Raw genomic sequence first — 20,781 nt, forward strand, 5'->3', positions numbered from 1 at the left:
CTCGGCATGCGGAGTGACGGCCGGTCAAGTCCCTGTCCGCTATGGCGGATTCAGTGTTCGCCGGATGGTCATTCCTGACCAGTCCTTGTCATTCCTTGGCCTCTTCTTGGTGATCACATTCCCCTGACATGAACAGTTCACCGAAAGAGTGGCGAATCGCGTGAGCGTCACATCCACCGCATGCACCGCTCGTGAGGTGCCGCGCATCGGCGCACCGGCGCACCGCGTCACCCCGCAGCGCAGCGCATCGCCACAGCAGGGGGTTACATGAGATCAAGCCACACCGGATCACCGCGCGTCCGCGCCGGTCTGGCCTGGGCAGCCGCGCTGCCCCTGGTCGCCGGCGCGCTCGCACTCGGCGCGCCCGCCGCCGACGCCGCGGGCCACGACGGTGGCCGGCACGCACTGCTGGGCACGAAGCCCCTCTGGGCCACCCAGAAGGCCGACCAGGGCGCCACCGCGGACTCCGCGGCCGTCACCGCCCGGGTCTATCTCGCCGGCCGCGACGCCAAGGGCCTGGCCGCCTACGCCCGGGCCGTGTCCGACCCGCACTCGGCCGCGTACGGGAAGTACCTGAGCCCCGCCCAGACGCGGGCGCGCTTCGGTGCCACCCGTGACCAGATAGCCAAGGTGACCGACTGGCTGACGAAGTCCGGCCTGAAGGTCACCGGCTCCACCCACCGCTACCTCACGGTCCAGGGCGACGCGGCCGCCGCCGAGCAGGCCTTCGCCACCGACCTGCACAACTACCGCAAGGGTGGGCACACTTACCACGCCCCGTCGACCACCGCCTCCGCGCCCGCCACGCTGGCCGACGCGGTGCTGACGGTCACCGGCCTGGACAACGCGCCGAAGCTCGCCAAGCACCACTCCGGCGAACTGCCGCCCCCGGAGGACGTCTTCCGGAACTCCGGCCCGTTCTCCTCGTACTACGGCTCGCGCACCAACAAGAGCCTGCCGTCCGCCTACGGGAGCAAGGCGCCGTACGCGGTCAAGGGCTACACCGGCAAGCAGCTGCGGGCCGCCTACGGGGCGAAGAAGTGGACCGGCAAGGGCGTCACCGTCGCGATCACCGACGCCTTCGCCTCGCCGACGATCTCCAAGGACGCCGCCACGTACGCCGCCCGCAACGGCGACGCCGCGTACCGCCGCGGCCAGCTCTCCCAGGTGCTGCCCGACAAATACACGCACATCAAGGAGTGCGGCGCGGCCGGCTGGTACGGCGAGGAGACCCTCGACGTCGAGGCCGTCCACGCGGTCGCCCCGGCCTCCGACGTCGTCTACGTCGGCGCCTCCTCCTGCATGGACGACGACCTGATCGACTCGCTCGGCAAGATCGTCGACGGGCACCTCGCCGACATCGTCTCCAACTCCTGGGGCGACATCGAGGCGAACGAGACCCCGGACGTGGCCGCCGCCTACGACCAGCTCTTCCAGCAGGGCGCGGTCCAGGGCATCGGCTTCTACTTCTCCTCCGGCGACAACGGTGACGAGGTCGCCAACACCGGCGCCAAGCAGGTCGACACCCCGGCGAACTCCGCCTGGGTGACCGCCGTCGGCGGCACCTCCCTGGCCGTCGGCAAGCACGACAAGTACCAGTGGGAGACCGGCTGGGGCACCCAGAAGGCGCTGCTCTCCAAGGACGGCAACAGCTGGGCCGGCTTCCCCGGCGCCTTCAACGGCGGGGCCGGCGGTGGCGTCAGCAAGACCGTCGCGCAGCCCTTCTACCAGCGCGGCGTCGTCCCGGACTCGCTGTCCAACACCCTCCTGAAGGGCCGGATGCGCACCGTTCCGGACATCTCCGCGGTCGCCGACCCCAACACCGGCTTCCTGGTGGGCCAGACCCAGACCCTGCCCGGCGGCAAGCTCGGCTACGACGAGTACCGCATCGGCGGCACCTCCCTGGCCGCCCCGGTCATCGCCGGCGTCCAGGCGCTCGCCCAGCAGGCCCGGCACGGTGTGGCCATCGGCTTCGCCAACCCCGGCATCTACCAGCGCTACGGCACGTCCGCCTACCACGACGTCACCGACCACCCGCTGGGCGCCGGACGTGACCTCGCCGTCGTCCGCGTGGACTACGTCAACGGCACCGACGACAGCGCGGGCACCACGACCTCGCTGCGCAGCCTCGGCAAGGACAGCTCCCTGCACGCCGTCGTCGGCTACGACGACGTCACCGGCGTGGGCAGCCCCAGCGCCGGCTACGTGAGCTCCTACCGTCCCTGACGGACCGCGCGGCCCGCGCCGGGGGAATCCTCGGCGCGGGCCCCGCACGCCCTGCGGTACCCTGGCGCCATGCGTGCCGTACGCCTTCTGCTTAGCGGGCCGCGCTGATCAGTGCCGACGGATGACAGACCCGTCGGAATCGGCGCGGCGTCCCCTCCTGTGCGAGGGGTCTTTTTGTTTCCGGAGTTCCGGGGACAGGTTCCGGGACACGTTCCGGAACAAGGCGCGTTTCCGCAGGCAGAGACGATCGATGGAGCTTTGAGGACGATGAGCGAGACGACCACCGCTGCCGAGGTGGCAGCGCCGCACCGCTATACGGCCGCGCTGGCCGCCGACATCGAGGCACGCTGGCAGGACTTCTGGGAGAAGGACGGGACCTACGAGGCCCCGAACGCGAGCGGGGAGCTGGCCGGCGCCCCGGAGCTGGTGGCCCGCCCCAAGAAGTTCATCATGGACATGTTCCCCTACCCGTCGGGCGCCGGCCTGCACGTCGGCCACCCCCTGGGGTTCATCGCCACCGACGTCTACGCCCGCCACCAGCGCATGACGGGCCACAACGTCCTGCACACCCTGGGCTTCGACGCCTTCGGCCTGCCCGCCGAGCAGTACGCCGTCCAGACCGGCACCCACCCGCGGGTCTCCACCGAGGCCAACATCGTCAACATGCGCCGCCAGCTGCGCCGGCTGGGCCTGGGCCACGACCCGCGCCGCTCGGTCGAGACGATCGACCCGGCGTACTACAAGTGGACCCAGTGGATCTTCCTGCAGATCTTCAACTCCTGGTACGACCCGGAGGCGGACGCCGCCCGCCCGATCGACACCCTGGTCGCCCAGTTCGAGGCCGGCACCCGCCCGACCCCCGACGGCCGCCCCTGGGCCGAACTGGGCGTCACCGAGCGCGCCGACATCCTGGGCGAGTACCGCCTGGCGTACGCCTCGGACGCGCCGGTCAACTGGTGCCCCGGCCTGGGCACCGTACTGGCCAACGAGGAGGTCACCGCCGAGGGCCGTTCCGAGCGCGGCAACTACCCGGTCTTCAAGGCCAAGCTGCGCCAGTGGAACATGCGCATCACCGCGTACGCCGACCGGCTGCTGCGCGACCTGGACGCGCTGGACTGGCCGGAGGCCATCAAGCTGCAGCAGCGCAACTGGATCGGCCGCTCCGAGGGCGCCCGGGTCGACTTCCCGGTGGGCGACGACAAGATCACCGTCTTCACCACCCGTCAGGACACCCTGTTCGGCGCCACGTACATGGTGCTGGCCCCCGAGCACCCGCTGATCGCCGGCTCCGAGAACGGCGACAACACCGGCACCATCGTCCCCGGCGCCTGGCCCGAGGGCACCCACGACGTGTGGACCGGCGGCCACGCCACCCCGCGCGAGGCCGTCGCCGCCTACCGCAAGCAGGCCGCCGCCAAGTCCGACCTGGAGCGGCAGGCCGAGGCCAAGGACAAGACCGGCGTCTTCACCGGTGCCTTCGCCGCCAACCCGGTCAGCGGCGAGCAGGTCCCGGTCTTCATCGCCGACTACGTCCTGATGGGCTACGGCACCGGCGCGATCATGGCCGTGCCCGCGCACGACACCCGTGACTTCGCCTTCGCCCGCGCCTTCGAGCTGCCCATGCGCTGCGTCGTCGAGCCGACGGACGGCCGCGGCACCGACCCCGCCACCTGGGACGACGCCTTCGCCTCGTACGACGCCAAGATCGTCAACTCGTCCGGCGACAGCATCTCCCTGGACGGCCTGGGCGTCACCGAGGCCAAGGCGAAGATCACCGACTGGCTGGCCGAGCGCGGCATCGGCGAGGGCACCGTCAACTTCCGGCTGCGCGACTGGCTGTTCAGCCGCCAGCGCTACTGGGGCGAGCCGTTCCCGATCGTCTACGACGAGGACGGCGTGGCGCACGCGCTGCCCGAGTCGATGCTGCCGCTGGAACTGCCCGAGGTCGAGGACTACTCCCCGCGCACCTTCGACCCGGACGACGCCGACACCCAGCCCGAGACCCCGCTGTCCCGCAACGAGGACTGGGTCAACGTCGAGCTGGACCTGGGCGACGGCCGGGGCGTGCGGCGCTACCGCCGCGAGACCAACACCATGCCCAACTGGGCCGGTTCCTGCTGGTACGAGCTGCGCTACCTGGACCCCCGCAACGACGACGCGCTGGTCGACCCGGCCGTCGAGCAGTACTGGATGGGACCGCGCGACGGACAGCCGGCCGGCGGTGTCGACCTGTACGTGGGCGGCGCCGAACACGCCGTGCTGCACCTGCTGTACGCCCGTTTCTGGTCCAAGGTCCTGCACGACCTGGGGCACGTCTCGTCCTCCGAGCCGTTCCACAAGCTGTACAACCAGGGCATGATCCAGGCCTTCGTCTACCGGGACAGCCGCGGTATCGCCGTCCCGGCCGCCGAGGTCGAGGAGCGGGACGGCGCCTACTACTACCAGGGCGACAAGGTCAGCCGCCTGCTGGGCAAGATGGGCAAGTCCCTGAAGAACGCCGTCACCCCCGACGAGATCTGCGCCGAATACGGTGCGGACACCCTGCGCCTGTACGAGATGGCGATGGGCCCGCTGGACGTGTCGCGGCCGTGGGACACCCGGGCGGTCGTCGGCCAGTACCGCCTGCTGCAGCGCCTGTGGCGCAACGTCGTCGACGAGGCGACCGGTGAGGTCACCGTCGCGGACGTGCCCGAGTCGGACATCGACGTGGACACCCTGCGCGCCCTGCACAAGGCCATCGACGGGGTCGGCCAGGACCTGGCGAACCTGCGCTTCAACACCGCCATCGCCAAGGTCACCGAGCTGAACAACCACCTGACCAAGACGGGCGGCCCGGTCCCGCGCACGGTCGCGGAGCGGCTGGTCCTGCTGATCGCCCCGCTGGCCCCGCACATCGCCGAGGAGCTGTGGCGCAAGCTGGGCCACACCGACTCGGTGGTCCACGCGGACTTCCCGGTCGCGGACCCGGCGTACGTCGTGAACGAGACCGTGACCTGCGTCGTCCAGATCAAGGGCAAGGTCAAGGCCCGCCTGGAGGTCGCCCCGTCGATCTCCGACGCCGACCTGGAGGCGACCGCACTGGCCGAGCCGGCGGTGGTCGCGGCGCTGAACGGCGCGGACATCCGCAAGGTCATCGTCCGCGCCCCGAAGCTGGTGAACATCGTCCCGGCGTGAGCCATCGGCGGTGCGTGGATGCCGGTCCGTGAGGGCGTGAGCTGTCGGCGGTGCGTGCCTGCCGGTCCGGGGATGCGAGTCATCCGCGGTGCGTGCCGGTACGTGTGGACGGACCGGAGTCATCGACGGCGTCTGCCGGTCCGTGAGGACGTGAGCTATCGACGGCGCCTGCCGGTCCGTAAGGGACGGAGTGGCGGGCGCCGGCCGGGGCGGGCAGCAGGCCGGCTGAACGCGGTATAGGGGGTTTCCCCTACGGGCAGGTTGGGGGTTCTTCCGGACCCCGCAACCTGCCCTTTCCGTTTACGGTGGAAGGACAGGGCGCGGGCGACAGTCCGGCGCCACCGACACGCTTGGGGGAGATCCCATGGAAGCCGCCGCCGCCATCATCGGACTGCTCTTCGTGCTGTTCGTCCTGGCCGGCGTGCTCCTGACGGTCAAGGCCGTGAAGGCGACCAAGCGCGGCGTGGACCGTACGGTCGCCCAGGCGCGCCGGACGGTCGAGGACACCACCCTCCGGGCCCGGCAGCTCGCCCAGCCCGGCGTGGTCGGCGAGCTGGCCCAGCTGCGGCTGTCGCTCAGAACGTCGATGCGGGCCACCCAGGACGTGCTGTACGGGGGCCCGCCGGACGATGCCTCCCTGAGTGAGGCGATCGGCCTGTTCGAGCGGCTGAGCGCCCATGGCCACGAGCTGGACGCCGACCTCAAACGGCTGGAACGCGAGCCCGACCGGGCCACCATCGCCGCCCGCCTCCCGGAGCTGAGGGAGCGCATGGAGCGGATCACGCACTCCGCCGAGTCGCTCCGCTGGGCCGCCCGCGACCGGGCACGCAAGTTCGCCGACGACGACCTCGCGGCACTGACCGACCAGATCGACGTCGAGGCCGGCGCCTTGCGCCACTGGACCCAGGCCCCTGACGAGCCGGGGAGAGACAGGGACGGCCAGGGTGGGGGCTGGGGTCGCTCCGGGGGCGTTCCGGGAGCGGGGCAGGGGGCGTCGTCCGACGGTCACCGCCCGGGGGCGACGGAGCATGAGGATGAGCACCAGCGGGCGATCACCGCGCGCGACGGCCGCAGCCGGCCGACGTACCCGTGGGAGAAGACCCCGCGGGCGGAAGGCATGGCGACTCCACGGCCGGAGGGCAGGGGCGGGAGCGGGGGTCCGGGAGCGGGCACTGGTACCGGTACGACCAAGACTTGAGTGATGCGAGGTGGAGGAGGCGGGTGGGGGGCGGGGCGGGGCGGGGCCCCGGGGAAGGCTCATCCCGCCCACGGCCATAGGGGAGGCCCACGGGAGCCCGTCACCAGGGGTCGCCAACCGGAAGAGCCCGCCGCCCGGCCGCGCCCACCGGTGTGCCCGGGCGACCGTGGCCGTCGTGGGGGCCTCACGGGGGCCGTCGCGAGGGCGTCGCGGAGGTGATGCTTCCGTTGCCCGCTGGGCACTTGGCAGAGCCTTGGGGAAACCTGGAAGATCTTGGGGACGGACCCGCACTGTGCGACGTCCCGATCCCCGGATAATCTCCCATTCATGTCCCGCCATGTCGCGATCGTCACCGATTCCACGGCCTACTTGCCGCGGACGGCCGTCGAGCGCCACCGCATCACGGCCGTTCCGCTGACCGTCGTCCTGGGGGACCAGGCCCTCGAAGAGGGCACCGAGATCTCCGCGAGATCCGTAGCCCAGGCCCTGCAGAAGCGGCGCAGCGTGACGACGTCCCGGCCCAGCCCGGCCACGTTCGCGGACACCTACCGCAAGGTGGCGGCGGCCGGCGCGACCGGCATCGTCTCCCTCCACCTCTCCTCGGAATTCTCCGGCACCTACGATGCGGCGGTGATGGCCGCCAAGGACGCCCCGGTTCCGGTACACGTCGTGGACACCGGGATGGTCGCCATGGCCCTCGGGTTCTGTGCTCTCGCCGCCGCGGAGACCGCGGAAGCCGGCGGAGACGTGGACGAAGCGGTCGCCGCGGCGGAGAAGCGGGCCGCGGGGACCTCCGCCTACTTCTACGTCGACACCCTGGACTATCTCCGCCGCGGCGGCCGGATCGGCGCGGCCCAGGCCCTGCTCGGCTCGGCGCTGGCCGTCAAACCGCTTCTCCAGCTGGCGGACGGACGGATCGAGCTGCTGGAGAAGGTCCGTACGGCGTCCAAGGCCATCGCACGGCTTGAGGAGATCGCAGCGGAACGGGCGGGCGAGGGCCAGATCGACATCGCGGTGCACCACCTCGCCGCCGCGGAACGCGCGGACGCGCTCGCCCAGCGGCTCCGTGAGCGGATCACGGGGCTGAACGAGCTCCATGTGAGCGAGGTCGGCGCGGTGATCGGCGCACACACGGGGCCGGGACTGCTGGGGGTTGTGGTGTCGCCGCGCTGAGCGAGGCGAGAGGGGCACGACAGGGCACGTGTGGGTGACGGAGTTATCCACAACTGCGGGGTTGTCCACGGGATTTGACGCCGCTCAGCAGGTTCTGCATCGGTCACTTAGCGTCAGGAGTTATGAACTCCTCGCAGACTGCTCGACTCGACTCGTCCGTATCCGTTTCCGCGTGGGCCGCGCCGGCAGACGGCCTCTCCTCGGCCCCGGAAGCCTCTGCCGAACTCTCCGGCTGGCCATGGGCGTCCGACGCAACAGACCCGTATGAGCAAAACGTACCGCCTGATACTTCATTTGCTCCTGACACGTCACCTCATCCTGACACTCCCTCTCCTTCTGGCCTGTCATCTCTTTCTGGCTCATCACTCTCCCCGGAATCGGTGGGCGCACCTCTGGCGCCCTCGCCAGACCTGCTGGGCGAAGCCGTGCCGTCCTCGCCGGAACCTGTGCGCGAACCCGTGGCCCCTTCCCGTGCGCGAGCGCGGGAGGAACGGGAGCGTGAGCGGGTACGGGCCCGGGTGGCGGCGATCTTCGGCGATACGGAGCCGGCGGCCGCGACGACCGGGCCCCCGCCGCCCGGACACGATCCCCCGCCTCGGCCCCAGCCTCACGCCCAGCCCCCGCCCCCGCGGCCGCGCCGTGCGGAGCGGGCGTGGCTGGCGGTGCGCGAACGCCTCCCGCTGTGGCTGCAGTCACGGTGCGGTACCGACCCCAGGGCACTGGCCGCCCTGGCCTTGGTGCTGATCGTGGCGGTGGCGTTCGCGGTGCACCACTTCTGGACCGGGCGCCCGGAACCGGTACGCGCCCCGGCCGTCGAACGGTCCGCCACGGGTCCGGATGACCAGCACCACGGGCCCGGCGCGGCCGCCGACCGGCACTCGTCCGCCCACCCGTCACCCGCATCCTCGTCGGCCTCGTCGACGGGCGCGACTGGTTCGGCGGGTGACTCCTCGGGCGGTGGTGGGCGCCAGTTGGTCGTCGATGTCACGGGCAAGGTCCGGCATCCCGGCATTCACCGGATGCCGCCGGGCTCACGAGTGATCGACGCGCTGCGGGCCGCGGGCGGTGTGCTGCACGGGGCGGATGTCAGCGGGCTCAATCGGGCGCGGCTGCTGACCGACGGCGAACAGATCGCGGTCGGCGTGCCGGGCGCCGCGGCCGGGAGCGGCGCCGGCACCGGTGGTGCCGGGGCCGGTGGTACGGGCAGTGGGACGGCCGGCGGCGGACCCGGCCCGAGCGGGCCGGTGAGCCTCAGCACGGCGACGGAGCAGCAGCTCGACGCCTTGCCGGGGGTCGGCCCCGTACTGGCGCGCCACATCATCGAATTCCGTACCCAGCACGGCGGCTTCACCTCGGTGGAGCAGCTTCGTCAGGTGACCGGTATCGGCGATCGGCGCTTCGCCGATCTGCGGCCCTTGGTGGAGCCATGACCACCGCTCGGCCCTCGGTGCACGCCACGGCCCCCTCGCCGCGCGGCGCTTCGGACCCGCGGCAGGAAGGGCCGCCCGATTTGCGCCTGGCTGGACCGGCACTGGCGGCCTGGGCCGCCGCGGCGATCGGGTTGGGCGCATCCGGCGGCGGCGTGGCGGTGGCCTGCGCCGTGGGGGTGGTGCTCGCGGCACTCGCGCTACGGGTGGCTGTCCTACGGCGTCGGGCGGAACGTGCGGGAGGCGGGGAGTACGAGGGAACGGAGGAGCACGAGAAGCACGAGAAGCACGAGAAGCACGAGGAGGACGAGGAGGATGAGCAGTACGAGGAGGACAAGGAAGGCGGGCAGACCAGGGCAGGTACGGGTGGTGGGGCGGCGGGCGGGACAGGGGGCGCTCGGGGCGGCGGCGCGGGTCGCAGGCGCCGGTCCGGCTTCGCCCGTCGATGGTCCTCCGGGGCGTGGGTGGCGCTGGCCGCCGTGCTGCTGGGTGCGGTCGCAGGGGCGGCGTCCGCGGCGTTGCATGCGGCGGACGTCCGGCGTGGTCCGCTGCCTGACCTGGCGGACCGCTATGCCCGGGTGACGGTGGAGCTGGAGGTGACGGATGATCCTCGGCTGACCCGACCCCGGGTGCGCGGCTCCCAACGGACGCCTGCGGCCGTGATGTTCAACGCCGATGCCGTGCGGGTGACCGCTCAGGACGGTGCGGTCACCGCCGTGCGTACCCCGACTCTGGTCCTCGTACGGCAGGGCGGAAGGGACGAAGGCGCGCCGTCCGGCGGCAGCGGAGGCGAGGGGAAGGGCAGCGGTGCCGGGGCCGACGGTACCGACGGCGAGGGCTCTGACCGTGAGGGGCCTGACCGTGAGGGCCCTGGCGGTGAGGCACCCGACGGCAAGGGACCCGGAGGTGAGGCGCCCGACGGCAAGGGCTCCGCAGGCGAGGGCTCCGCGGGTGAGCGGGGCCGACGGGGTGGGCGCTCGGCGTCAGCGGCCTCGTCGTTGTCGGAGGCTTGGCGCGGGCTGTTGCCGTCGACGCGGATCCGGGTCGTGGCGCGGGCCGTACCGCCGCTCATGCCGGATGATCAGGTCGCCGCGGTGCTGCGGGTCGACGCCGACGCGCCCCCGGTCAAGGTCGGTGGCCCGTCCGTGTTGCAGCGGGTGGCCGGACGCGTGCGGGCCGGGCTGCGGGAGGCCACGGACGGGCTCCGGCCCGACGCCCGTGCGCTGCTGCCCGGTCTGGTCGTAGGGGATACCTCGCGCGTGCCGCCGGATCTGGACGAAGCCTTCCGGACCACCGATCTGACGCACCTGCTCGCCGTCTCCGGCAGCAATCTCACGATCGTGCTCGCCCTGCTGATCGGCCCGCCGCACCTCGCCACGCGTGCCGAGCGGCGTGGGCTGGCGCCCCGCCTGAGGCTGTCGTTGCGCGGCACCGCCGTCCTCGGGGGCGTGCTCGCGCTGGCCTTCGTGGTCGTGTGCCGCCCGGACCCGAGCGTGCTGCGGGCCGCCGCCTGCGGCTTGATCACCCTGTTGGCGATCGGCACCGGCCGCCGCCGTTCGCTGCTCCCCGCGCTGGCCGCCGCGGTGCTGCTCCTGGTGCTCTACGACCCTTGGCTCGCGCGACGGTACGGCTTCCTGCTCTCCGTACTGGCCACCGGCGCACTGTTGTTGCTCGCACCGCGCTGGAGCGCCGCTCTCCAGCGGCGCCGGGTGCCGCCCCGGCTCGCCGAAGTGCTCGCCGCCGCTGCCGCCGCACAGGCGGTCTGTGCGCCCGTCATCGTGGTGCTCGCCGCCCGCGTGGGCCTGGTGGCGGTGCCGTGCAATCTGCTGGCCGAGCTCGCGGTGGGCCCGGCCACGGTCCTCGGCTTCGCCGCACTCGTCACCGCCCCGTTCGTCCTGCCCCTCGCCAAGGCGCTGGCGTGGTGTGGCGGCTGGCCCACCGAGTGGATCGCCGGCGTCGCCCGTACGGGCGCGGCGTTGCCCGGAGCCGAGATCGGCTGGCCCGGCGGCTGGGTGGGCGCGTTGGTGCTGGCGGTCGTCATGGTGGCGCTGGTGCCGGTCGGCCGACGCGTGATGCGCCGTCCCTGGCTTTGCGTCCTGTGTGCGGGCGCCGTGTTGCTGGCGGTGTGCCGTCCCGCTCCGTTCACCCGGGTCATCACCGGCTGGCCGCCGCCCGGGTGGCGTGCCGTGGTCTGCGACGTGGGGCAGGGAGACGGCCTGGTGCTGGCCGCCGGCGACGGCACGGCTCTGGTGGTGGACACCGGCCCCGAGCCGCGCGCCATCGACCGCTGCCTCACGGAGCTGGGTATCCGCCGGATCCCGCTGCTCGTCCTCACCCACTTCCATGCCGACCACGTGGACGGACTTCCCGGCGTGCTCCGTGACCGGTCGGTCGGCGCGATCGAGACCACAACCCTCCAAGACCCGCCGGGCCAGGCCCAGTTCGTACGGGAGACGGCCGCCCGGGCCCGGATTCCGCTCGTACGCGCCGTTCCGGGGGAGCGACGGCGCCTCGGCCCGCTCAGCTGGGAAGTGCTCTGGCCTCCGGCCGTGCCGTTCGCCCCGCTGCTCGACGGGCCCAACGACGCCAGCGTCACCCTGCTCGTACGGACCGGCGGACTGACGTTCCTGCTCCTCGGTGATCTCGAACCGCCCGCGCAGCAGGCGCTGCTGGCGGCGCATCCGGAGCTGGCCGGGGTCGACGTCCTGAAGGTGGCGCACCACGGTTCCGCACACCAGGACCCCCCGCTGATGCACCGGTTGGCGCCGCGCCTTGCGCTGATCTCGTGCGGCACCGGAAACCCGTACGGCCATCCGGCGCCGCGGACGATCGCCGCGCTGCGGGCTCAGGGCGCCCGGGTGCTGCGTACCGACACCGATGGTGCGATCGCGATCCTCGGCACTCCGGGCAGACTCGCCGCCACCGTGACCGGCCGTCGGACGGGGGCCGGGCTGCCGGGCGGCCGAGGCGGTGGGCGCGGCCGGGGGAGACGGCGCGGCCGGCGAATACGCAGCCGCGGGCCGGCCGGCAGGGGCCGGTCCGCCGGCCTGCGGATCACGGCCTGCGGATCACGGCCCGCGGGTCACGGCCGGCAGATGGTGTCCGGCAGGCTCTGGCGATCGGCGCAGGGCACGTGCTTGTACCTCCGCATGATGTTCTTCGCCGTCGGCGAGGAAGCCGGGCCCTTCGACGGGGCTGGCTTGCCCTCCCGGTTGAGGTTGCCGAGGCCGGAGAGGCTGCCGGACGCCGAAACGGTGATCTCGGCGCCCGCACACCGGGCCCGGTACTGCCGGGCGATCTCCCGCATCGGCGGGGCGAACGCCGTGGACCCGTCGATGGTCAGCCACTCGGTGGCGCATTCACCGGCCGGGGCCGTCCGGGCGCTGAGGAGCAGTCCGCCGAGCAGTCCCAGCAGCACGATGAAGGTGCCAACCAGCGCGAGACTGAGCTTGCGCGGCCCCCAACGCTGGGCGTTGCGCCGGATCCGTCCGCCGCTGATGAAGCCGCTGACGGTCACGGCCCCGGCCGCGCTGCCGTCGCGACCGCTGTTGCCGGTGTTGCCGCTGGTGCCGGCGTTGCCCGGGGCCCCAGGAGTGCCGCTTCCGGAACCGGCGTCCGTACCCGCGTCGCTGCCCGCGCCCGCACCCGCACCCGTACCTGCGTCCGTGTCCGTGCTGGAGAGGAGGACCAGCAGCTTGAAGTGATTCCGTTTGTTAAGCGGCACTATCGGGATGACAGGGATGATCGGGATGAGCAGCCGACCGCCGTCGTGGCGCAGTCCGCCACCGTTGTCCGCCGATCCCTCGATCCCTCGATCCCCCGGTTCCTCTCGGGCCCTTCAGTTGCCCGCGGGCGGTTCCACGGTTTCACGGTTTGCGCTCGTCGCGACCTCGTCAGCCTCCTTGCCCTCCCGTTCGGCCGGTGCTGGCTCTGTAGGCTCCGGAACGAGGCTCCGGGAGGAGGCTTCCAGCGGTGGGGACGGCGGCGCTGCGTGCCGGTCGGTGGAGAGATACGGGACGAGCGGAGGCGGGGTAGATGGACGAGGCGGCGGCCGATGCCTATCTGGAGCGCATCGGGGCGGTGCGGCCCGGGGCCCCTGATGCGGGGGCGTTGGCTGCGCTGCACCTCAGGCATCTGCGGGCGGTGCCGTTCGAGAATCTCGCCATCCACCTCGGTGAGGAGATCGTGCTGGCGGAGCAGCCGTTGCTGGACAAGATCGTCGGTGCCCGGCGCGGTGGGTTCTGTTACGAACTCAACGGCGCCTTCGCCGGGCTGCTGCGGGCTCTCGGGTACGACGTTGAGTTGTTGTCGGCGCGTGTGTTCGGTGTCGAGGGGCGCCTCGGCATCCCGTACGACCACCTTGCGCTGCGGGTGCACACGCCGAGCGGGCCGTGGCTGGCGGATGTCGGCTTCGGTCGGCACAGCCACCTTCCGCTGCGCTGGGACAGCCGCGAGGAGCAGGCCGATCCCGGTGGGACGTTCCGGCTGGAGGAGACGGCGGAGGGGGACGTGGACGTACTGAGGGACGGCTCGCCGCAGTACCGGCTCGAACAACGTCCGCGTGCGCTGGCGGACTTCGAGGTCGGCTGCTGGTGGAACCGCACGTCGCCCACCTCCCACTTCACCCGGTCCCTGGTGTGCTCACGGCTGACCGAAACCGGCCGGATCACGCTCTCCGGCCGCACGCTCGTGATCACCGGGACGGGCGGTGCGCGGGAGGAGCGTGAGCTGGCGGCGGGAGAGGTACTGGCCGCCTATCGGGAGCACTTCGGCATGGTGCTGGACCGGGAGCCGGTGGTGGGGGCGGCGGCCGGGTGAGCCCCGTCGGCCGCCTCGGCCCCCGTCGGCCGCCTCGGCTGTCTGGCGGTAGGCGGAGCGGGCCCGTAGGAGCGGGTCGGCCGGAGCAGTGAGCAAACCGGTGTCAGGCGGGGCGGCGGGAGCAGGTGGCAGACCACGGTGTCGAGCGGGCCGGCCGGTGGCAGTCTGGCCGGCCGCGGGGCAGGCCAGTGGCCGCCGGTCGGTCTTACTCGGCCTCGCGCCAGCCCTCGAACTCCGCCGCGAGGTCGTCCAACCGTGCCGGGTCGTGGCGGGCGTCCGGATCTTCGACCACCACCAGCCACTGGGCGTCCTCGGCGTCGTCCTCGCCGGCCAGGGCGTCTCGTACGAGCTGGGGCTCCTCGGTGACGCCGAAGCGTTCGACGAGGGCCTCGGCGACCTCCTCCGCGGCGTCGCGGTCGGGCAGGACCAGGACGTGGCGCACCTGCCCGGGGGAGGGTGCCGGGGCGGAGAGAGAGGCGTGGTGCTCGTGGTGAGAGTGGTGCTCGGGGTGAGCGCGATGCCGGGGCGCGGCGGCGTGGTCGTTCATCAGGCCATTGTCCCCGTTCGGGAGCCCGGCACTCGGTGCGCGGGTCCGTACGTCACGCCGAGACCCCGACGTCAGGCCGTAGTGACGTCTGGGTCGTAGTGACGCCTGGGTCGTCGTGACGTCAGGGGCGTAGCGACGTGGAGACCGCGGTGACGTCAGGGTCGTAGCGACGTCGAGGCGTTAGCGACGTCGGGGCCGTGGCGGAGTGGGTCGGGGGCGGGCCGGGCGGCGTTGTCGGTGGGGCGTGGGATGCTGGATCGCGATGGCCAGGAAGACAGCTAACGACGATCCGCTTGCCCCCGTGACGATCGCGGTGGGGCAGGAAGACCTGCTGCTGGAGCGTGCGATGCAGCAGGTGGTGGCGGCTGCCCGCGCGGCCGATGCGGACACCGATGTGCGCGACCTCACCCCCGACCAGCTCCAGCCCGGCACCCTCGCGGAGCTGACCAGTCCCTCGCTGTTCGCCGAGCGCAAGGTCGTGGTGGTGCGCTCGGCCCATGACCTGTCCGCGGACACGATCAAGGACGTCAAGGCGTATCTCGGTTCGCCCGCGGAGGAGATCACGCTCGTGCTGCTGCATGCCGGCGGCGCCAAGGGCAAGGGGCTGCTCGACGCCGCCCGTAAGGCCGGGGCGCGGGAAGTGGCCTGTCCCAAGATGACCAAGCCGGCCGACCGGCTGGCGTTCGTGCGGGGGGAGTTCCGTACGGTCGGGCGGTCGGCGACGCCGGAGGCGTGCCAGTCGCTGGTCGATGCGATCGGCAGCGATCTGCGGGAGTTGGCCTCGGCATGTGCGCAGCTCGCCGCCGACATCGAGGGCACGATCGACGAGGCGATCGTCGGGCGGTACTACACGGGTCGGGCCGAGGCGTCGAGCTTCACCGTCGCGGACCGTGCCGTCGAGGGCCGGGCCGCCGAGGCCCTGGAGGCGCTGCGCTGGGCGATCGCCACCGGCGTCGCGCCCGTCATGATCACCAGCGCGCTCGCCCAAGGCGTCCGGGCCATCGGCAAGCTGGCCTCCGCGCCACGCGGCGCCCGCCCCGGCGACCTCGCCCGCGAACTGGGCATGCCGCCGTGGAAGATCGACCGGGTGCGGCAGCAGATGCGGGGCTGGTCGGCGGACGGTGTGGCGACGGCGCTGCGCGCGGTGGCGGCGGCCGATGCGGGGGTCAAGGGCGGCGGGGACGATCCCGAGTACGCCCTGGAGAAGGCGGTCGTGACGATCGCCCGGGCGGCGCGGTCCCGCTGAGGCGAGTACGGCTGCGGCAGGGCCTGCTCAGCCGTGCTCCCGCTGAGAGGTGATCTCGCTGAGGCGTGATCCCGGTGAGAGGTGATCCCGCTGCGGCGTGGTCCCGATGAGGCGCGGGCCCAATGATGCGCGGTCCCGCGGAAGCCCGGAGCTTGGGATCGCCCGGGGAATTCCGTTTGTCTCCCGTCAGCCCGAGCCGAGCCGAGGCGAGCCGATCCCAGCCCGGCCCAGCCAGCCACGCCGATCCCAGCCCGGCCCAGCCCCGCCCCGCCGAGCCCCACTCCGCCACGCCGAGTCCCACTCCGCCCCGCCCGGTTTGGCCCCGCCGAGTTCGGCTCAGCGCGCGTTCTGCAGGCGTTTGAGGGTCTCCGGTCAGCCGAGCCGGGACGATCCCAGCCCAGCTCGGCACAGCCCCGCCGAGCCCAGCCACGCCGAGCCCAACTCCGCCCGGCACAGCCACGCCGAGCCGAGCCCAGCCCCGCCGAGCCCAACTCCGCCCAGCTCCGGCCGGTTCGGCCACGCCGAGCCCAGCTCCGCCCAGCCCGCGCCCAACTCCGCCGCGCCCCGCCCGGTTCGGCCACGCCGAGCTCGGCTCAGCGTGCGTTCTGCAGGCGCTTGAGGGTCTCCGTCGCGCTGGTTTTGAGCATCGTGGCGACCTCGTCGGAGGTGGGCTGCTTGCCGGAGCTGCTGCCGGAGGCGTAGCTCGACCACGTCGACTGGAAGGTCATCCAGCCCTCCCGCACTCCGAGGATCACGTAGGAACCGCTGTCGCTGCCCATGTCGTTGCGCGTCACCAGGTAGGCCTCGTCGCCGATGCCCGGAACGGACTCGACCTTGTAGCCGACGGAGGTCTCCTGCTTCTCGTACGCGCGGTAGTTGTCGGCGAATTCCGGTGCCGGGTCGGCCTTCCGGTGCAAAGTGGCGCTGTTGTAGAGCCAGGTCGAGGAGTAGGTGGCGGAGCTCGCGTTCTCCTGCTCCAGTGAAACGTTGCACCACATGGTGTCCATCGACTTCAGCCGGGCCCCGCTGTGCTGGGGGTTGGGGTCCTTCGAGGAGGAGCCGGTGTTCGACTTGGTCTTGTAGTGGGCGTTCTCGAAGGGCGTCATCGAGGTGGCCGCACACAGGTCATCGGTGTAGGCGTAGCCCGCCAGGTCCGGGCTGGGCTCGGAGGAGAATCCACCGGTGGCGAACAGCAGCGAACCCCAGATCGCGGAGGCGGCGACCGCGCCACCGATCGCCCACAGCCAGCCGGAGGCACCGCGGCCACCGCCGCCGCCACTGCCGCTGGGGCTGCCGCCGGGAGCACCGCCCGTCCCGGCGGGTGCACCGGGCGCACCCAGGCCCGCCGGCGGGTAGCCGTAGTGGCCGACGGGTGGCTGCGACGGCGGCTGCATCGGTGCCTGCGGCCCGGGGGCCGGACCCGGTGGGCCGGGCACGGCATTCTGCTGGGCGTAAGGATTCTGCTGCGCGGGCACCGGATTCTGCGGTGGTGCGGGGACCTGGCCGTAAGGGTTGGGCTGCGGCAGGCCGTACGGCTGAGAGGGCTCCCCCGGGGTGGACATGGCCGCAGAGTAGCGGGCCGGCCGCACCCGGGCCCCGGCCGGCGGTCGCCCCTACGACGAATAACCCCACGACAGCGGAGGTGCGTCTGCACACGTCGCTACGACGAGGTGGCTCCCGCTCCTCTACGTGGCTTCCGATCTTCGACGGTGGCTTCCGCTCTTCGACGAGAATCCCGCTCCTGGGGCTCCCGCTCTTCGACGGTGGCTTCCGCTCTTCGACGGGACTCCCGGCTCTTCGACGGGTCGTTCCCGGCCCTACGACGGGGTGGCCCCACCGCGGATCCCCGCCGGGCACCCACGCCCGGCCACCTTGGCCCCTCGGCTCCCACGCCCGGCCACCCCCGGGTCCCACCCCGGAGTCCCACCCCCGGTTCCCCCCCCACCCGCCGCACCAGCCCCCACCCCGCGAGGCCTCCCTCCACACCCACCCCTCCCACCCCTCCACACCCCCCACGACAAAGTCGCCCCCACGACAAAGGCGCCCCCACGACAAAGGCGCCCCCACGACAAAGGCGCCCCCACGACAAAGGCGCCCCCACGACAGAGGCACCCCCCGACAAAAGCGCCCCCCGACAAAGCCCCCCGGACCGAGGCCCCCACGACAAAGGCCCCCCGCCCCAGCGAATGGGGCGAAGGGCCTCGTCTTGGAAAGTCGGGCTCGGTCGGCGGCGGAGGCCGCCGGTGAGCCGGGTGCGCCGCACCCGCGTGGCGAACGCAGGCCGCGTGCGGCGCGGTGGTGCACCGGTCAGGGAGCGGTGAGAGGGGCCGCTGGATCCCTGTCGGCAGGGTCGTTCCATGGTGGTGCAAGTGCAGAGGCAGCGGAGCTGCGTACTGCGGGGTGCGGGTGAAGATCCCCGCGAAGGTCGGGTCAGCCCTTGAGGGTCGCGACCTTCTTCGCCAGCGCCGACTTCTTGTTGGCGGCGGCGTTCTTGTGGATGACACCCTTGCTGACGGCCTTGTCGAGCTTCTTGGCCGCCTCGGCCTGGGCAACGGTGGCCTTCTGCAGGTCGCCGGCCTCGATGGCCTCACGGGTGCGACGGATCGAGGTCTTCAGAGCCGACTTGACAGCCTTGTTGCGCTGACGAGCCTTCTCGTTGGTCTTGATCCGCTTCATCTGGGACTTGATGTTCGCCACGAAAGAGCCTTTTCAGGTTCGTTGGAGTTTCGAGTTGCGCCGCGCACGAGAGAGGGCACGAAGCGCAGTGGACCAGGCTACCAGCAGGGTCTACGGCCTCCCAAACCGGACCGGAGCCCTCACCCCGACGCCCCGCCGGGAGGTCCCCTCCCCACGAGCTTCTCCGCGAGCTTCCCCACGGCCTTCCCCGCGAGCTTCCCACGGGGCACACCCGCCCGAACCGGACCGTGGCCGTCGCTCATGGGACGATGGGGGGAGACGTCACATACCCGAGTCCCGCCTACCCGCGTTCACTGAATGGACCCTGCGTGCCCGCGACCCCTACGAACGTGCCGGAGCCGAGCCGTACCGATCCGGCCCTCCTCCGTAACTTCTGCATCATCGCGCACATCGACCACGGCAAGTCGACGCTCGCCGACCGGATGCTCCAGCTCACCGGTGTCGTCGACCAGCGGCAGATGCGCGCGCAGTACCTCGACCGCATGGACATCGAGCGCGAGCGCGGCATCACGATCAAGTCCCAGGCGGTCCGGCTGCCCTGGGCCCCCTCCGAGGGCGAAGAGGGAAGTGGCACGACCCACATCCTCAACATGATCGACACCCCGGGCCACGTCGACTTCACGTACGAGGTGTCGCGCTCCCTCGCCGCGTGCGAGGGGTGCATCCTCCTCGTCGACGCCGCCCAGGGCATCGAGGCGCAGACCCTCGCCAACCTCTACCTGGCGATGGAGCACGACCTCACGATCATCCCGGTCCTCAACAAGATCGACCTGCCGGCCGCGCAGCCCGAGAAGTTCGCCGCCGAGCTGGCCAATCTGGTCGGCTGCGAGCCCGAGGACGTGCTGAAGGTCTCCGCCAAGACCGGCGTCGGCGTGCCCGAGCTGCTGGACAAGGTCGTCCGTGAGGTGCCGGCCCCGGTCGGCGTCAAGGACGCCCCCGCCCGCGCGATGATCTTCGACTCCGTCTATGACGCCTACCGGGGCGTGGTGACGTACGTGAAGGTCGTCGACGGCACGCTGGGCAAGCGCGAGCGCATCAAGATGATGTCCACCGGCGCCGCCCACGAGCTGCTGGAGATCGGGACGAACTCCCCGGAGATGAAGCCGGCCGACGGCCTTTCGGTCGGTGAGGTGGGCTACCTCATCACCGGTGTGAAGGACGTCCGGCAGTCCAAGGTGGGTGACACGATCACCCAGCTCGCCAAGGGGGCGGAGGAGCCGCTCGGCGGCTACAAGGACCCCAAGCCGATGGTGTTCTCGGGGCTGTACCCGCTCGACGGTTCGGACTACCCCGAGCTGCGCGACGCCCTCGACAAGCTCCAGCTCAACGACGCGGCGCTGGTCTACGAGCCGGAGACCTCCGCGGCGCTCGGCTTCGGTTTCCGCGTCGGCTTCCTCGGCCTGCTGCACCTGGAGGTGATCCGGGAGCGGCTGGAGCGCGAGTTCGGGCTGGACCTGATCGCCACCGCGCCCAACGTGGTCTACCGCGTGGACATGGAGGACGGCGCCGAGCACGAGGTCACCAACCCGAGCGAGTTCCCGACGGGCAAGATCGACAAGGTGCACGAACCGGTCGTCCGGGCCACGATCCTGGCGCCCAGCGAGTTCATCGGCGCGATCATGGAGCTGTGCCAGAACCGCCGCGGTGCGCTGCTGGGCATGGACTACCTCTCCGAGGACCGCGTCGAGATCCGCTACACCCTCCCGCTCGCGGAGGTCGTCTTCGACTTCTTCGACCAGCTCAAGTCCAAGACCCGTGGCTACGCCTCGCTGGACTACGAGCCCACCGGCGAGCAGGCCGCCGACCTGGTGAAGGTCGACATCCTGCTGCACGGCGACAAGGTCGACGCGTTCTCCGCGATCACGCACAAGGACAAGGCGTACGCCTACGGTGTGCGGCTGGTCGCCAAGCTGCGCGAGCTGATCCCGCGGCAGAGCTTCGAGGTGCCGATCCAGGCCGCCATCGGCAGCCGGGTCATCGCCCGTGAGACGGTCCGCGCCATCCGCAAGGACGTCCTCGCCAAGTGCTACGGCGGTGACATCTCGCGTAAGCGGAAGCTGCTGGAGAAGCAGAAGGAAGGCAAGAAGCGGATGAAGATGGTCGGCAGCGTGGAGGTCCCGCAGGAGGCCTTCATCGCGGTGCTGTCCTCGGACTCCGACGGCGACTCCAAGGCGAAGAAGTGACCGCCGGGCAGTAGCCGTAGCGGCGGAGGACGAAGAAGACGAAGCGGAGAGGGGCGCCGGGTCCGGTACGGGACCCGGCGCCCCTCTCCGTC

At 71.9% G+C, this 20,781-nt stretch carries 11 protein-coding genes and 1 pseudogene; 9 read left to right on the forward strand and 3 right to left on the reverse strand.

The window, feature by feature from the left end; translation table 11 throughout:
- The first annotated feature begins 267 nt into the window (after nt 1-267).
- From AB0E02_RS30150 to AB0E02_RS30180, 7 genes and pseudogenes are all read left to right on the forward strand, one after another.
- On the forward strand, nt 268-2,226 hold the full coding sequence (locus AB0E02_RS30150; RefSeq protein WP_362144914.1) for a S53 family peptidase: 1,959 nt from the start codon (nt 268-270) through the stop codon (nt 2,224-2,226).
- A gap of 267 nt (nt 2,227-2,493) precedes the next feature.
- Nucleotides 2,494-5,400 carry a class I tRNA ligase family protein gene (locus AB0E02_RS30155; RefSeq protein ID WP_362144917.1) on the forward strand — a complete coding sequence of 969 codons (2,907 nt, stop codon included), beginning with the start codon at nt 2,494-2,496 and terminating at the stop codon, nt 5,398-5,400.
- Nucleotides 5,401-5,764: 364 nt separating this feature from the next.
- Nucleotides 5,765-6,598 carry a hypothetical protein gene (locus AB0E02_RS30160; RefSeq protein ID WP_362144920.1) on the forward strand — a complete coding sequence of 278 codons (834 nt, stop codon included), beginning with the start codon at nt 5,765-5,767 and terminating at the stop codon, nt 6,596-6,598.
- A gap of 327 nt (nt 6,599-6,925) precedes the next feature.
- The gene (locus tag AB0E02_RS30165) at nt 6,926-7,771 is read left to right on the forward strand and encodes a DegV family protein (RefSeq protein WP_362144923.1); all 846 of its coding nucleotides are present in this window, start codon (nt 6,926-6,928) and stop codon (nt 7,769-7,771) included.
- 662 nt (nt 7,772-8,433) lie between these two features.
- Nucleotides 8,434-9,201, forward strand: coding sequence for a ComEA family DNA-binding protein (locus tag AB0E02_RS30170; protein ID WP_362144926.1), 768 nt, complete (start codon nt 8,434-8,436; stop codon nt 9,199-9,201).
- 461 nt (nt 9,202-9,662) lie between these two features.
- Nucleotides 9,663-12,098: pseudogene (locus tag AB0E02_RS30175) on the forward strand (ComEC/Rec2 family competence protein); the annotation flags it as partial.
- Between the two features lie 1,135 nt (nt 12,099-13,233).
- Nucleotides 13,234-14,016 carry an arylamine N-acetyltransferase gene (locus AB0E02_RS30180; protein ID WP_362144928.1) on the forward strand — a complete coding sequence of 261 codons (783 nt, stop codon included), beginning with the start codon at nt 13,234-13,236 and terminating at the stop codon, nt 14,014-14,016.
- A gap of 205 nt (nt 14,017-14,221) precedes the next feature.
- On the opposite strand, the gene AB0E02_RS30185 is transcribed toward AB0E02_RS30180, so the two are convergent.
- Nucleotides 14,222-14,458, reverse strand: coding sequence for a hypothetical protein (locus tag AB0E02_RS30185; RefSeq protein WP_201809669.1), 237 nt, complete (start codon nt 14,456-14,458; stop codon nt 14,222-14,224).
- Between the two features lie 367 nt (nt 14,459-14,825).
- On the opposite strand from AB0E02_RS30185, the gene holA reads away from it, so the two are divergent.
- Entirely contained in the window at nt 14,826-15,809 is a 984-nt protein-coding gene (gene holA / locus AB0E02_RS30190) for a DNA polymerase III subunit delta (RefSeq protein ID WP_261951522.1), read from the forward strand.
- A 593-nt stretch (nt 15,810-16,402) separates the two neighbouring features.
- Here holA and AB0E02_RS30195 read toward each other — a convergent pair.
- Entirely contained in the window at nt 16,403-17,371 is a 969-nt protein-coding gene (locus AB0E02_RS30195; RefSeq protein WP_362144932.1) for a hypothetical protein, read from the reverse strand.
- Between the two features lie 868 nt (nt 17,372-18,239).
- Entirely contained in the window at nt 18,240-18,506 is a 267-nt protein-coding gene (rpsT, locus tag AB0E02_RS30200; protein WP_030415161.1) for a 30S ribosomal protein S20, read from the reverse strand.
- Between the two features lie 308 nt (nt 18,507-18,814).
- Between rpsT and lepA the strand changes: the two genes are divergently transcribed.
- A complete protein-coding gene (lepA, locus tag AB0E02_RS30205; protein WP_362144936.1) occupies nt 18,815-20,689 on the forward strand; it encodes a translation elongation factor 4 in 1,875 nt (624 codons plus the stop codon).
- The last annotated feature ends 92 nt before the right edge of the window (nt 20,690-20,781 follow it).

It is taken from the genome of Streptomyces sp. NPDC048196 (assembly GCF_040652715.1).
Classification (GTDB): domain Bacteria; phylum Actinomycetota; class Actinomycetes; order Streptomycetales; family Streptomycetaceae; genus Streptomyces; species Streptomyces siderophoricus.